Source organism: Neorhizobium sp. LjRoot104, from assembly GCF_964253725.1.
Lineage (GTDB): Bacteria > Pseudomonadota > Alphaproteobacteria > Rhizobiales > Rhizobiaceae > Neorhizobium.
This window is the reverse complement of sequence record NZ_CAXURS020000001.1, coordinates 1,753,608-1,765,735: the sequence shown is the minus strand read 5'-3', so window position 1 is coordinate 1,765,735 and position 12,128 is coordinate 1,753,608. Positions and strand designations below refer to the sequence as shown.

General features: G+C 61.8%; 14 protein-coding genes and 1 tRNA gene. 10 read left to right on the top strand and 5 right to left on the bottom strand.

Translation table 11 applies throughout. From position 1 onward, the window contains the following. Position 1 precedes the first annotated feature (1 nt). A complete protein-coding gene (locus ACSQ8R_RS08980) occupies positions 2–988 on the top strand; it encodes a DUF1624 domain-containing protein (protein ID WP_436253020.1) in 987 nt (328 codons plus the stop codon). Between the two features lie 13 nt (positions 989–1,001). On the opposite strand, the gene ACSQ8R_RS08975 is transcribed toward ACSQ8R_RS08980, so the two are convergent. Both ACSQ8R_RS08975 and mgtE read right to left on the bottom strand, forming a co-directional pair. Next, positions 1,002–1,394, bottom strand: a complete 393-nt coding sequence (locus ACSQ8R_RS08975; RefSeq protein ID WP_046626288.1) for a MerR family transcriptional regulator — start codon at positions 1,392–1,394, stop codon at positions 1,002–1,004. A gap of 57 nt (positions 1,395–1,451) precedes the next feature. After that, complete coding sequence (mgtE, locus tag ACSQ8R_RS08970) at positions 1,452–2,870, bottom strand: magnesium transporter (RefSeq protein WP_436253019.1); 1,419 nt, start codon at positions 2,868–2,870, stop codon at positions 1,452–1,454. Positions 2,871–3,064: 194 nt separating this feature from the next. On the opposite strand from mgtE, the gene ACSQ8R_RS08965 reads away from it, so the two are divergent. The 3 genes from ACSQ8R_RS08965 (at position 3,065) to ACSQ8R_RS08955 (ending at position 4,471) form a co-directional block, all read left to right on the top strand. Then, positions 3,065–3,556 (top strand): peptide deformylase, encoded by a 492-nt coding sequence (locus ACSQ8R_RS08965; protein WP_436253018.1) that lies wholly within the window; start codon positions 3,065–3,067, stop codon positions 3,554–3,556. Between the two features lie 67 nt (positions 3,557–3,623). Continuing rightward, positions 3,624–3,902 carry a BON domain-containing protein gene (locus tag ACSQ8R_RS08960; RefSeq protein ID WP_436253017.1) on the top strand — a complete coding sequence of 93 codons (279 nt, stop codon included), beginning with the start codon at positions 3,624–3,626 and terminating at the stop codon, positions 3,900–3,902. A 77-nt stretch (positions 3,903–3,979) separates the two neighbouring features. Next, a complete protein-coding gene (locus ACSQ8R_RS08955) occupies positions 3,980–4,471 on the top strand; it encodes a BON domain-containing protein (RefSeq protein ID WP_436253016.1) in 492 nt (163 codons plus the stop codon). A gap of 13 nt (positions 4,472–4,484) precedes the next feature. Here the strand turns inward: ACSQ8R_RS08955 and ACSQ8R_RS08950 are convergent, their stop codons facing one another. The 3 genes from ACSQ8R_RS08950 to ACSQ8R_RS08940 all read right to left on the bottom strand — a co-directional run bounded on the left by ACSQ8R_RS08950 (position 4,485) and on the right by ACSQ8R_RS08940 (position 6,092). Beyond that, positions 4,485–4,907: an OsmC family protein gene (locus ACSQ8R_RS08950; protein ID WP_436253015.1), complete on the bottom strand. Its 423-nt coding sequence runs from the start codon at positions 4,905–4,907 to the stop codon at positions 4,485–4,487. 35 nt (positions 4,908–4,942) lie between these two features. Next, positions 4,943–5,866 carry a hypothetical protein gene (locus ACSQ8R_RS08945; RefSeq protein ID WP_436253014.1) on the bottom strand — a complete coding sequence of 308 codons (924 nt, stop codon included), beginning with the start codon at positions 5,864–5,866 and terminating at the stop codon, positions 4,943–4,945. A 141-nt stretch (positions 5,867–6,007) separates the two neighbouring features. Continuing rightward, a tRNA-Leu gene (locus ACSQ8R_RS08940) sits at positions 6,008–6,092 on the bottom strand. 175 nt (positions 6,093–6,267) lie between these two features. Between ACSQ8R_RS08940 and lipB the strand changes: the two genes are divergently transcribed. From lipB to ACSQ8R_RS08910, 6 genes are all read left to right on the top strand, one after another. Beyond that, positions 6,268–6,996: a lipoyl(octanoyl) transferase LipB gene (lipB, locus tag ACSQ8R_RS08935; RefSeq protein ID WP_436253013.1), complete on the top strand. Its 729-nt coding sequence runs from the start codon at positions 6,268–6,270 to the stop codon at positions 6,994–6,996. 62 nt (positions 6,997–7,058) lie between these two features. After that, positions 7,059–7,979: a DMT family transporter gene (locus tag ACSQ8R_RS08930; protein WP_436253012.1), complete on the top strand. Its 921-nt coding sequence runs from the start codon at positions 7,059–7,061 to the stop codon at positions 7,977–7,979. A 157-nt stretch (positions 7,980–8,136) separates the two neighbouring features. Next, positions 8,137–8,790 (top strand): hypothetical protein, encoded by a 654-nt coding sequence (locus tag ACSQ8R_RS08925; RefSeq protein WP_436253011.1) that lies wholly within the window; start codon positions 8,137–8,139, stop codon positions 8,788–8,790. Positions 8,791–8,928: 138 nt separating this feature from the next. Next, entirely contained in the window at positions 8,929–10,197 is a 1,269-nt protein-coding gene (locus ACSQ8R_RS08920; RefSeq protein WP_436253010.1) for a hypothetical protein, read from the top strand. 77 nt (positions 10,198–10,274) lie between these two features. After that, on the top strand, positions 10,275–10,889 hold the full coding sequence (locus tag ACSQ8R_RS08915) for a GNAT family N-acetyltransferase (RefSeq protein WP_436253009.1): 615 nt from the start codon (positions 10,275–10,277) through the stop codon (positions 10,887–10,889). A gap of 105 nt (positions 10,890–10,994) precedes the next feature. Beyond that, a complete protein-coding gene (locus tag ACSQ8R_RS08910; protein WP_436253008.1) occupies positions 10,995–12,122 on the top strand; it encodes an S-(hydroxymethyl)glutathione dehydrogenase/class III alcohol dehydrogenase in 1,128 nt (375 codons plus the stop codon). The last annotated feature ends 6 nt before the right edge of the window (positions 12,123–12,128 follow it).

The following is a 12,128-nucleotide window of genomic DNA, read 5'->3' as shown; positions in this document are numbered from 1 at the left end:
AGTGACCGTTGCCGAGACCCCGAACCCCGCCCCGCGCAGACACCGCATCACGCTGATCGATACGCTGCGTGGCGTCGCCCTCATTGCGATGGCGACCTACCACTTCACCTGGGATCTCGAGTTTTTCGGCTATCTCGATCCGGGCACGGCGACTCAGGGCGTGTTCAAGGTCTATGCCCGGGCGATCGCCAGCTCGTTCCTGTTCCTGGCGGGTGTCAGCCTTGTCCTTGCGCATTTTCCAAAGATCCGTTGGCAATCCTTCTGGAAGCGTTTCGCGATGGTCGCAGGCGCCGCGGTGGCGATCAGCATCGCGACGCGGATCGCCTTTCCGGGTGAATGGATCTATTTCGGCATCCTGCACAATATCGCGCTGTCGAGCCTGATCGGCCTCGCCTTCCTGCGCCTGGCCCCGTTGCTGACCGGTGCCGTCGTCGTCCTCATCGCTGCCGCGATGATCATCGACTACGGTCTTTTGCCCGGCGCGTTGGATTGGGCTTCATTCAACGCCCGTTACCTGAGCTGGCTCGGTTTTGCAGAAATCCCGCCGCGTTCAAACGACTACGTGCCGCTGTTTCCCTGGATCGCGGCGCTTCTGGCCGGAGTGGCGGTCGGGCGGCTCGCGCTATCTCAAAACTGGCTTCCCAGGCTCGCAGCGGTCCAGACGCGGCAGAACCTTCTCTCGAAGGCCGGAAGACACAGTCTTATCATCTACCTCGTCCACCAGCCGGTGCTGATCGCGCTCGTCTACCTCTTTTCGCTGGTGCATCCGGCTCCGCCGCCGGACCCGCGGATCGGCTATGTCAGAAGCTGCGAGGCCGGCTGCACGGGCCAAGGCAACGACGCCGGCCTCTGCCAGAAATTCTGCGGCTGCACCGCCGACAAGCTGATCGCCCAGTCTCTGATGACGCCACTGCAATCCGGCGCCATCGCTCCGCAGGACGACCGCGTGCAGTCGCTCGCCGAACAGTGCTCGATCGAGGCGCAGTAGCGCCTTTCGAAGGTCAGGTGCCGACGCCGATTTCGGCGAGCCGGGTCAGGCAGGCTTCCTCGACATTGTCGAGTTCCGTCAGCGTATCGTCGATATCCTTGCGCTTCTGGCGCAGGTCGTTGCGCTTTTCGTCGATACGCGTCATCAGGAGCTTGAGCTGCCCAAGCTCGCCCGGAGGCTCCTTGTAGACCTGGATGATCTCGCGGATCTCGGCGATCGTGAAGCCGATCCGGCGACCGCGCAGGATTTCCTGGATCAGCCGGCGATCCGTCGCCCGGAAAAGCCGCGTGCGGCCCCGGCGTTCCGGGTGGATCAAACCCTCGTCCTCATAGAAGCGCAGCGTGCGGGTCGATACCCCGAATTCACGCGTCAGCTCCGTAATGCTGTAATACTTGTTCACGATCATGTCCTGCTACTCGTCAGCCAAACTAATTGACTTTTACGTAACAGTCAATTTTCGCGCTCAGCGCAGCATGAACCACCATGTCGAGAGCCCGAGGAACGAGAAGAAACCGGTCGTATCGGTAATCGCGGTCACGAACACGGCGGACGATACCGCTGGATCCGCCCCGGCCCGGTCGAGCAGCAGCGGGATCATGATGCCGGCCATGGCGGCCGCAAACATGTTGATCAGCATGGCGGTGGCGATCAGCCCGCCGATATGGACGTCGTGGAACCACAGGCCGGCCACCATGCCGACGAGACAGCCGATCACTACCCCGTTGATCAGGCCGACGCCCGCCTCGCGTCGCGCGACGCGCCAGGCGTTGTGAATGTCGAGATTGCGGGTCGCAAGCGCGCGCACCGTCACGGTCATGGTCTGCGAGCCGGCATTGCCGCCCATGCCGGCGACGATCGGCATCAGGATCGCAAGCGCCACCACCTGTTCGATGGTTGCCTCGAAGAGCGAGATTACCGACGCCGAAATGAAGGCGGTGAACAGATTGACCAGCAGCCACGGAACCCGCGACCGTGAAGTCTCCCGGACCGAGTCGGACAGTTCTTCGTCGCCGACGCCCGAGAGGCGCATGATGTCCTCTTCCGCCTCTTCCTGGATGACATCGACGACGTCGTCGATGGTGAGCACGCCGACCAGCCGGCCGTTCTCATCGACGACGGCGGCCGAGAGCAGGTCGTATTGCTCGAAGAGCTGGGCCGCCTCTTCCTGGTCCATGTCGGCCGGGATGGGGTAGTTCGTCTCCCGCATGATCGTCTCGATCTTCACCTGCCGCTTGGCGCGCAGGATACGGTCGAGGTCGAGCACGCCGAGCAGCTTGAAGGTCGGGTCGATGACGAAGATCTGGGTAAAACTCTCCGGCAGGTCCTCCTCGTCGCGCATGTAGTCGATCGTCTGGCCGACGGTCCAGAACGGCGGCACCGCGACGAATTCCGTCTGCATGCGGCGGCCGGCCGATTGTTCCGGGTAATCGAGCGCGCGCCGAAGCCTCACCCGCTCGGTGAACGGCAGCTGCGCCAGGATTTCCTCGCGGTCCTCGTGGTCGAGGTCTTCGAGAATGTAGACCGCGTCGTCCGAATCGAGTTCGCCGATCGCCGCCGCGATCTGCGCGTTGGGCATCTGGTCGACGATCTCCATTCGGATGTTTTCGTCGACTTCGGTGAGTGCGGTGAGGTCGAAATCGTCGCCGAGCAACCGCACGAGCGCATGGCGCTGGTCGGGCAGGATGGCTTCGAGAAGGTCGCCGAGTTCCGATTCGTGCAGGCGCGCCACATGGCTGCGCAGGAAAAGCGTGTCGCGATCGGCGATTGCGGCGCCGACCATCGCCAGGAAATCCGCGCGGATCGCCCCGTCCTCGGAATAGATGTCGTCACCGGCATCGTCGGTTTTTGTGCGCAGGCGGTGATCCTCGCCGATATCGCTCATCTGCCGCCCTCGCTGCTGGTCTTTGACAAAAGGAGAATGGCGGCAAAAAACATATTGTCAACAACCGGATAGCTGCGTCCGGCGCTATTGCTCATGCCACCGGTTTTCCTGCTAGAACAATTGCCGTTCCGGGTCCAGAGCGCAGGGCGAAACGATGCGGAAAAACCCGCGAGTGAGTAAGAGGAGTTCGAAAAATGGCGATCCGAACCATCCTGAAATATCCCGATCCGGGCCTGTCCAAACGTTGCGAACCGGTCACGGTCTTCGACGCGACGCTGACCTCGCTCGCCGATGACCTTCTCGATACGATGCGGGCGGCACCCGGCGTCGGCATCACCGCCGCGCATGTCGGCGTCTTCACCCGGCTCGTGGTGCTGGAATTGTCGAAAGAGACCGGTCCGCGCTTCTACGTCAATCCGGAAGTCCTCAGCACCTCGGACGAGCGCATGCGGCATATGGAAGGCAGCGTCTCTATGCCCGGTGCAAACGACGAGGTCGAGCGCCCGAAAAGGATCCGGTTTCGCTATCAGGATCTCGACGGTGCCGTCCACGAAGAGGACGTTGAGGGTTTCCATTCCATCTGCATGCAGCACGAGATCGACCAGCTCGACGGCGTCTTCTGGCTAAAACGGCTGTCTCGCCTGAAGCGCGACCGGCTGCTACGCAAATGGGACAAGGGAAAATAAATCGCACAACCGAACCAAATCCGCGTTCGTCCGTTATCAGGTCGCAACTCAGCGAGGAGCTACGACCGTGAATGCGACAGCAGACAAGACCGCAGCCGAACTCGAGCAAAAAGTATCAGAGCGTCTGGCCGCCTTGCCGGACGTCGATTCATCGACGATCGAACCGCATGCCGAGGGAACCAAGGTTACCCTCAAGGGTTCCGTCGATACCGTGTTCTCGGCCAGGAAGGCCGTATTGAGCGCGGAGAAGGCCGTATTGAGCGCGGAAACCGTGGATGGCGTACATGATGTCGAAAGCCACCTGACCCTGACGGGTAGCAAGAACGGCGCATCCACGAGCCACTGAAGCGAAAACCCGGCGCACCAGCCTTTTTCGTGAACAGGGGGTGCGCCGGGTCCATTTTGAAATGACAGGAGGCGGTCGTGCCGGGCAAGAAGAAAGCTGACGATATTTCCCGCGAGGAAGATTTTCGCGATTATGATGACCGGAATATCGACGAAGGCTGGCCCTATGACGATGCGGCCGGCGCCCGTCCCGTCGATAACGCTGCCTACGGCGATCCCAAGGCCAATTTCGATACGGACCGCAATCGGGGCTATCAGGTGGACAGCGCCGAGCGCGACGGATCGGAAGAGCGGCTGGTCGATAGCATTCGTCCCGCAACGAAGGGTATCGAGGAGGCAGACGACCTCGAAGAACGGATCACCGACGCCATCGAGGACTTGGACATGATCGACATGGCGTCGATCGACGTGCATGTCGAGGACGGAACCGTTACGCTGAAAGGCGCCGTCGATGATGCGGCGACCTCGCGCAGGATCGTCCGCCGGATCCAACGGGTCGCCGGTGTCCGCGAATTGGTCAACAACCTTCGGCTCGAGGGCGTCGATAGCCACATCCCCGACGACGATTGAGGCCTGACGACTACTAGGCGCTCGTCAGCACGATATCCGGTGTATTTTTCAGCGTATTGCTGACGGTGCAGATGTCCTCGGCCATGTGGGCGATCTGACTTTTCTGTTCGTCGTCGAAGTCCCCTTCGACGCGGAAATCCACGATGAATTTGGTGATCCGGGACGGTCCTTCATGGGCCTTTTCGCCGGTCACATGCACCCTCACCTCGCTCAGCCTGTCGAGGATGCCGAGCTTGCTCGCGGCGATCCGGCCGCTGAGCACGAGGCAGGCGGCGAGCGACGAAAACATCAGGTCGAGCGGATTGAACCCCGGCTCGGAAGCGCCCGTGACCACCTCAACCTGGCCACCCGTCTCGCTTGTCACCTGCGGGTGACCGAGGCGCCCGAGGACGGCGGTCGCACCGATCGGCCGTGTCTTTACTTTCAGTTCAACCATGGCCTTGTCCTTCGCTTGCTGCATATGCACCGGGATCAGTCCATCAGATAGGCCTGCAATTTCAAAGTCGCATTCGGACTTTTGTCGCTATAGCCGATGATGTCGCAATTCGTCTTGCTGCGGAGCGGCGCCTTGCCGTGCAGGAAATAGGTGGATGTTTGGGCGTGGTAATAGCCGATCACGAAATAGGGTGCCGGTTCGCAGCCCTTCTTGAACGTGTAGGCGACGCCGATCGCTTCGCCCATATGCTCGATCCTGCCTTGGAACAGCAGCGTGTTGGGCGGGATCGTACCGGCGATAGATGGTTTCGGATCATGATAGGTGATGAGCCCATACCTGTAGCTGACATGCATGAACGAGTCGTTGTGGATGAACGGCTCGATATTCAGGCTGTTGTTGAGCGGGTGGTCCGTGTCTTTGGTGGAGGCGAGCGCGAAATCCCGCTTCTTGACATACGGGTTGAATTCCGTGTCCAGGGTGGGAAAGCCCTGCGGGCAAAGCGTTGTCCAGAGATGCGCCAGGGTAAGCCCACCTGCCGCATTGTTGGGCTCAACGATCGTGCCGGTTTCGTCCTTGAAACGGAACCGTCCGGGCGCTCGAATATCGTCGTGTTTATCCCAGGCCCCGGCAAAGGTAAATTTTCGCCCGCGAGGGTCGGTGAGTGAGCCGGCATCGCAATCGGCGCTTATCTCCGCCTTGGTATTGTCACCGTCCAGGCTGGTCTTGATGCAGTCGTTGATCACCGCCTTGCCGCGCCCTAGAAACCAGTTCGAGCAATAGTCGCTGGCGTCCTTGCGCGTCATCTCGGCGAGGATATGGGCATTGGCCGTACCGATCCCCTCCGCCGCATTCACGGAAAGCTCCGGCGAATGAGCCTCTATGGAAATCGTCTCGGCGGAAACGGCGACTGTCGTTGCCAGAAGGCAGGCGAATGCCTTTGGAAAAATGAGATTGTTCATGTCTTTCCCCAGATGTCCCGATCGACTGGATTAAGGGGAAAATCTAAAAGGAACGCGAGCTTGGCCGCTAAATTTTTACCGGCCGGTTCTGTCCGTCGTGATCCGGGCAACAAAAAACCCGCCGAAGCGGGTTTCTTATTTTGGTGCGGTCGAGAAGACTCGAACTTCCACGTCTTGCGACACAGCGACCTCAACGCTGCGCGTCTACCAATTCCGCCACGACCGCATCGTGGTAGAGCCGACTTGCGCCGGCGGGGCTGCATGTAGCAAAAGCATTTGGGGTGCACAAGTGCGCCGTGACAGATTTTTGAAGGATAAAAATTCTTCGTCCGAATGCCTATATAAACCGGGCCGAAACCGGCCCCTTGCCGCACCCTTTTGTTTTTGCCAGAAGAATTTCCATGCTGACACGCACCGATCTCAATCTGTCCATGCTGCCGCAAACCGGCGCCCCGCCGGTGCGCTGGCGAATCTCCGATGGCCTGGTTCCCTACGAGGAGGCGGTGGCCGAAATGGAACGGGAGGTGGTGGCGATCGCCGATGGCCGCGCCGACGAACTGGTCTGGCTGCTCGAACACCCGCCGCTCTATACGGCCGGCACCAGCGCCGACACGGCCGACCTGATCGAGCCGGACCGGTTCCCGGTGTTTTCTACAGGCCGCGGCGGCGAATACACCTATCATGGTCCCGGCCAGCGGGTGGCCTACGTGATGCTCGACCTCAAACGCCGGCGCCAGGACGTGCGCGCCTATGTGGCGGCGCTCGAGGAACTGGTGATCCGCACCCTCGGCATGATGAACGTGCGCGGCGAGCGGCGCGAGGACCGCGTCGGCGTCTGGGTGCGCCGGCCGGAAAAGCCGCTGCTGCCGGATGGCTCGATGGCGGAGGACAAGGTTGCCGCGCTTGGCATTCGTCTGCGCCGCTGGGTCAGCTTCCACGGCCTGTCGCTCAATGTCGATCCAGACCTGACGCATTTCACCGGCATCGTGCCCTGCGGCATCAGCGCCTATGGCGTGACGAGCCTCGTCGATCTCGGTCTTCCCGTGATGATGGCCGATGTGGACATGCGCCTGCGCGAAGCCTTCGAGGAAATTTTTGGAGCCACGGCTTCCGATAGCGCCTCATCCTGATCACGCCTTGAACATTGCCAAACGCTGTGGTTGAAGAACCCGGTTCCACGAAAGTGCCGGGCATGCGCTCTTCCACATCTGAAAATCCGCTGAAGGGCATGGCCATCATGGCCACCTGCATGGTCATCCTGCCGCTGATGGATGCCATCGCCAAATACATGGCGACCTTCGAGGCGATGTCGCCCGGCCAGGTAACCTTCTACCGGTTCTTTTTCCAGCTCGTCTGTATCCTGCCGCTCGTCGTCTTCACCGGGGCCGCCATCTTCCGGCCAAAGCGTCCTTGGATGAACCTGCTGCGCGGCGTGCTGCATGCCGCGGCCAGCCTGATGTTCTTCGCGGCGGTCAAATACATGCCGCTCGCCGATGTCTTCGCCATCTATTTCGTCGAGCCCTTCATGCTCACCATGATGTCGGCGATCTTCTTGCGGGAGAAGGTCGGCTGGCGGCGGTGGCTGGCGATCGTCGTCGGGTTCGGCGGTGCCATGATCGTCATCCAGCCGAGCTACGCGATCTTCGGCTGGACGGCGCTACTGCCGGTCGCCTGCGCCTTCCTCTTCACACTCTACCTTTTCCTCAACCGCGCGATCGGCGAAGCCGATTCGCCGCTCGTCATGCAGACCATGGCGGGCGTCGGAGGAACGCTGTTCATGGCCGCAGCCCTGGTGATCGGGGATAGCGCGGGGGCTGAGGATTTTACGCCGTCGCTGCCCGCCTCCTGGCTCGGTCTCGTCCTGCTGCTGCTGCTCGGCTCGATCTCGGGCTACGCGCATCTGCTCGTGGTTCGGGCCTTCCGGCTGGCTCCGCTTTCACTGCTAGCGCCCTTCCAGTATTTCGAGATCATCTCGGCGACGGTGCTCGGTTACGCCCTGTTCGGCGATTTCCCGACCGCTTCCAAATGGCTCGGCATCGCCGTCATCGTCGCCTCCGGCCTGTTCATCATCTGGCGGGAGCGTTCCAAATCGAAGCAGCTGGAGACGGTTTGACGGCCCTGTTTCCTGCCCGTTAACCCCGCTTCTTTGCTGCCCCTCAACTTCTCTCATTTATCCCCCACATTCAGTTTCATGATGAAACGGAGAAATGAAGATGAGCGGATTCCGCTTTTCTTTTCCGGCATGTGTCATCGCCGGGAAGGGTCGGATTGTGGCCGACGATATACTGATGCTGCGCAAATACGCGTTCCCGGATGGCATTTGCTCCTCCGAAGATGCGCTCGCCCTTCTTGCGCTGAATGATTCCTGTTCCGAACAAAGCCCCGAATGGTCGACCTATTTCGTCGAAAGCCTGACGGCATATCTCGTGCGTGGCACGAAGCCGCCGGGACGCATCGACGACGCGAAAGCCAGCTGGCTGATGCGCACGATCGCCGCCGATGGCGTCGTTCATTCTGCCGTCGAACTCGAACTGCTGCTGCATGCCATGGAAGTCGCGTCCGAGGTGCCGGAAAGCCTTTCGGCCTTTGCCCTCGACCAGATTCGCCTGGCCCTCGAGCCGGGTGCGCGCGGCGCCTACCATGCCACCCGCCCGGCCTGCGCCGGCATCACCGCCTTTGATCTCGCCTATGTCTTGCGGGTGTTGCGCGGCGCGATGGAGCGTGGCCGGCTGATGCTTTCGCCGCTCGAAGCGCGGGTCCTGCGCGAGATCGACGAACTGGCCGATCCCGAGGCCAATCACCCCGCCTGGCGGGAGATGATCGCGGCGGTGGCGACCTATGAAAGGCCGAGGGAGGTGCTGCGCGCCGCTCCCTGGCTGGTGACCGATGCCGGGCATCGCCTGACGGAAGAGGTGGCGGCCTGACGAACCGTCGGGTCGCAACGCCTCGCACGGCGGCTCGTTTGCATTTTAGCGATTGGCTAAACCCCGTGGAAAATCAATCGGCCTAATGATGTCTGTGATGATCGGCCAAGACCAAGCCGACAGGCTCCGGAGGTCGATATGACGCCCATTGTTTCAGCCATCTTGCTGCTGACGATCAATCTCGGCCTTCTCTGGCTGCTGATGGCGGCACCCGTCGGCCGCCGCACCATCACGCTGCGCCGGACGCTCGAAATCTCCCCGGAGCGCCTGTGGGGAGCCTTTCACCCGGGTGGCGAGGAGGCGAGCTGGAACCCTTCGGTCCTCTCCTCCGGGTTGGAGCAGAACTGCGGCGGCATCGAGATCGCCTACAGCCATCCCGACCGCCACGGCGCGCCGATCCGGCGGGTCTTCAAGGTGGAGGAGAATGTCGATCGCTTCGGCCACAGTTACGAGAGCCGCGCACGCGTGATCGACGATACGGCGCTCGATATTTCCTTCTGGCGCAATTTCGAGGAATATCGCGCGGTGTCGGCGGCGGCGGGCGGCTCGACGCTCACGCTTGCCCAGACGGATACCTATCGCGGACTGGCGGTCTACCTGTTTCGCTATTTTATGATCCGTCGCGAGCTTTCGTCGCTGACCGCCTGGCTGAAGAGCGGCCGGCCGAAGGCGGGCGGCATGATCGAGCATCCCATCACCCAGATATGCCTGGCCGTCCTGTCCACGCTGCTCCTCTGGCCGTTTTTCGGGCTCACTGCTGCCGGCCTGACGATCTCGGTCATCCTCACCCTGGTCATCGTGCTGCACGAACTCGGACATATGGCGGCCTATCGTGCCTTCGGGCACGAGACGGTCAGGATGATCTTCGTGCCGCTGCTGGGCGGCCTGGCGATCGGCGGGCGACCCTACAAGAGCCGATTCGAGGTGGCGACCTGCGCGCTGATGGGCGCCGGCATGTCGGCATTCCTGGTCCCGGTCGTGGTGTCCGCTTGTGACCTGGCAAACAGCCGCGTACTGCCCGTGGCGTTGCGGGAACCGGCGCTGGTTTTCCTGCTGATCCTCGGGGCCTTCAACCTCCTCAATCTTCTGCCCATGTACCGGTTCGACGGCGGCAGGGTGCTGAGACAGATCTTTCCGACCCGCAGCCTGCTCGTCGCCGGCAGTTTCGGTATCACGCTCTTGATGCTCTGGGTCGGTTACCGGATCGGGCTGTCGCCGACCGCCCTGGTCGCGGCACTTGCCGTTTTCACGCTGATGAGCCTGATGGGCTTTTCGTCGGTCAAACCGCGCGAAAGCCTCGACCCCATGCATCCGGGCGAGCGGCTGATGGCGGGACTTGGCCTCTATGCAGCCGTCGCCATCCATTCCTACGGTATTATATACGCCTGCGACCGCCTTTTCGGCTGATCGCCTGCTCTCGGTATCACTTGCCATCGACGTCTCCGCCCATTGACATCAGCCCGCCAAGCGGCTCCAAAGGTTGCATGAAAAGCGAAAACCCCACTCTACCATCCGGCTATTCCGCCGTTCCCCCAGGCAAGATTGCGACCGTCGTGACCTGCCTCGAAATGCTGGGCAGGCCGCGCAGGAAAACCACGCCCGCGCCGGACACCCTCGTGCTGGAACGCTGGCAGTCTCCCGCACTCGACGAATACCGCGCGCTGTTTCGGGCGGTCGGCGAGAACTGGATGTGGGTCTCCCGGCTGGTCATGGGGGATGACGAACTTGCCTCGGTCCTCAATGATCCGCGGGTCGAGATTTACGTGCTTCTCGACGGCGGCCGCCGCATCGGCCTGCTGGAGCTCGATTTCCGGGAAAAGGACGAATGCGAACTCGTCTATTTCGGTCTCGTCGCCGGTGCGATCGGCAAGGGCGCCGGCCGCTTCATGATGAACTGGGCAATCGAGAGGGCCTGGGCGCATCCGATCCGCCGTTTTTGGGTGCATACCTGTCATTTCGACCACCCCGCTGCCATGCAGTTCTACCAGCGCTCCGGGTTCACGCCCTACGCCCTGATGGTCGAAGTCCTCGACGATCCACGCCTGACCGGCCTGACGCCGCGTACGACCTCGCCGCAGGTGCCCCTCATCGGACTTTGATCCGCTGACCGAAATGCGACCGCGAACGGCCGGTTCCGGCTTGAGCCGGTCCCCTCGCCTGTGCCAAGGTCGCGCCGAATCTATAAAGCCTCAAGGGAGAACATCATGGATGTCCGCGCCGCCGTCGCCGTTCAGGCTGGCAAACCGCTCGAAATCATGACCGTGCAGCTCGAAGGCCCCCGCGCCGGTGAGGTGCTGATCGAGGTGAAGGCGACCGGCATCTGCCATACCGACGATTTCACCCTGTCCGGCGCCGACCCGGAAGGCCTTTTCCCGGCAATCCTCGGCCATGAGGGCGCCGGCATCGTCGTCGATGTCGGCCCCGGCGTCACCTCGGTGAAGAAGGGCGACCACGTCATCCCGCTCTACACGCCCGAATGCCGCGAATGCTATTCCTGCCTGTCGCGCAAGACCAATCTGTGCACCGCGATCCGCTCCACCCAGGGCCAGGGCCTGATGCCGGACGGCACCTCTCGCTTTTCGATCGGCAAGGACAAGATCCACCACTATATGGGCTGCTCGACCTTCGCGAATTACACCGTGCTGCCCGAAATTGCGCTTGCCAAGGTCAATCCGGCCGCTCCCTTCGACAAGATCTGCTATATCGGCTGCGGCGTCACCACCGGCATCGGTGCGGTCATCAATACTGCCAAGGTCGAAATCGGTTCGACCGCCATCGTCTTCGGCCTCGGCGGCATCGGCCTCAACGTGCTGCAGGGCCTGCGCCTTGCCGGCGCCGATATGATCATCGGTGTCGATATCAACAATGACCGCAAGGCCTGGGGCGAGCGCTTCGGCATGACCCATTTCGTCAACCCGAAGGAAGTCGATGGCGACATCGTCCCCTATCTCGTCAACATGACCAAGCGCAATGGCGACATGATCGGTGGCGCCGACTACACGTTCGACTGCACCGGCAATACGAAGGTGATGCGCCAGGCGCTCGAATCCTCCCATCGCGGCTGGGGCAAGTCGGTGATCATCGGCGTTGCCGGCGCCGGTCAGGAAATCTCCACCCGTCCGTTCCAGCTCGTCACCGGACGCACCTGGATGGGCACGGCCTTCGGTGGCGCCCGCGGCCGCACCGACGTGCCGAAGATCGTCGACTGGTATATGGAGGGCAAGATCGAGATCGATCCGATGATCACCCACACCATGCCGCTCGAAGACATCAACAGAGGTTTTGAGCTGATGCATGGCGGCGAATCGATTCGCAGCGTAGTGATTTATTGAGCGATG

Excerpts from the sequence above, each read along its gene's own strand:
- ACSQ8R_RS08975 (WP_046626288.1), bottom strand. The coding sequence starts at position 1,394 with ATGATCGTGAACAAGTATTACAGCATTACGGAGCTGACGCGTGAATTC.
- mgtE (WP_436253019.1), bottom strand. The coding sequence starts at position 2,870 with ATGAGCGATATCGGCGAGGATCACCGCCTGCGCACAAAAACCGACGAT.
- ACSQ8R_RS08965 (WP_436253018.1), top strand. The coding sequence starts at position 3,065 with ATGGCGATCCGAACCATCCTGAAATATCCCGATCCGGGCCTGTCCAAA.
- ACSQ8R_RS08950 (WP_436253015.1), bottom strand. The coding sequence starts at position 4,907 with ATGGTTGAACTGAAAGTAAAGACACGGCCGATCGGTGCGACCGCCGTC.
- ACSQ8R_RS08945 (WP_436253014.1), bottom strand. The coding sequence starts at position 5,866 with ATGAACAATCTCATTTTTCCAAAGGCATTCGCCTGCCTTCTGGCAACG.
- lipB (WP_436253013.1), top strand. The coding sequence starts at position 6,268 with ATGCTGACACGCACCGATCTCAATCTGTCCATGCTGCCGCAAACCGGC.
- ACSQ8R_RS08930 (WP_436253012.1), top strand. The coding sequence starts at position 7,059 with ATGCGCTCTTCCACATCTGAAAATCCGCTGAAGGGCATGGCCATCATG.
- ACSQ8R_RS08920 (WP_436253010.1), top strand. The coding sequence starts at position 8,929 with ATGACGCCCATTGTTTCAGCCATCTTGCTGCTGACGATCAATCTCGGC.
- ACSQ8R_RS08915 (WP_436253009.1), top strand. The coding sequence starts at position 10,275 with ATGAAAAGCGAAAACCCCACTCTACCATCCGGCTATTCCGCCGTTCCC.
- ACSQ8R_RS08910 (WP_436253008.1), top strand. The coding sequence starts at position 10,995 with ATGGATGTCCGCGCCGCCGTCGCCGTTCAGGCTGGCAAACCGCTCGAA.